This window comes from Alteromonas alvinellae (assembly GCF_902705805.1).
Genome location: NZ_CACSIH010000145.1, coordinates 1 through 416, shown reverse-complemented (window position 1 = coordinate 416; position 416 = coordinate 1). Strand labels below are relative to the sequence as shown.

Sequence of the window (416 nt, the reverse complement as noted above, 5' to 3'; positions counted from 1 at the left end):
GTGATACAGCCTTTCCTCAGATTCGCATGGTCTGCCAGATGGAACTGACGAGTCATCAACTTATAAACAGTGTGTTTGATAAGTATAAGTCTAACGAGATGGTGCTAGCAGAGCAGCTAATTAAAGACACGCCTAACCATTCGCTCACTATGTTTGACCGTGGTTTTTATTCGTTGGGCTTACTCCACCAATGGCATAGTGAGGGACAAGAAAGACACTGGATGATACCTGCCAGAAAAGGCCTCCAGTTTGATGTGTTAGAGAGCTATAGCCGAGTAGATAAACGGGTAAAACTAACAACCACACCTCAAGCGAGAAAGAAATTCCCCACACTTCCCAATGAGCTTGAAGCGCGACTAATTACGAAGAAAATTAAAGGAAAAGAGTGTCGAGTGCTTACATCTCTTACCGATGTC

1 protein-coding gene is annotated in these 416 nt (G+C 43.8%); it reads left to right on the top strand.

Features of this window, described 5'->3' with window-relative positions:
• Positions 1 to 416: transposase (locus ACX5KA_RS10660; RefSeq protein WP_458731106.1), on the top strand; the 416-nt coding region annotated here is incomplete at both ends.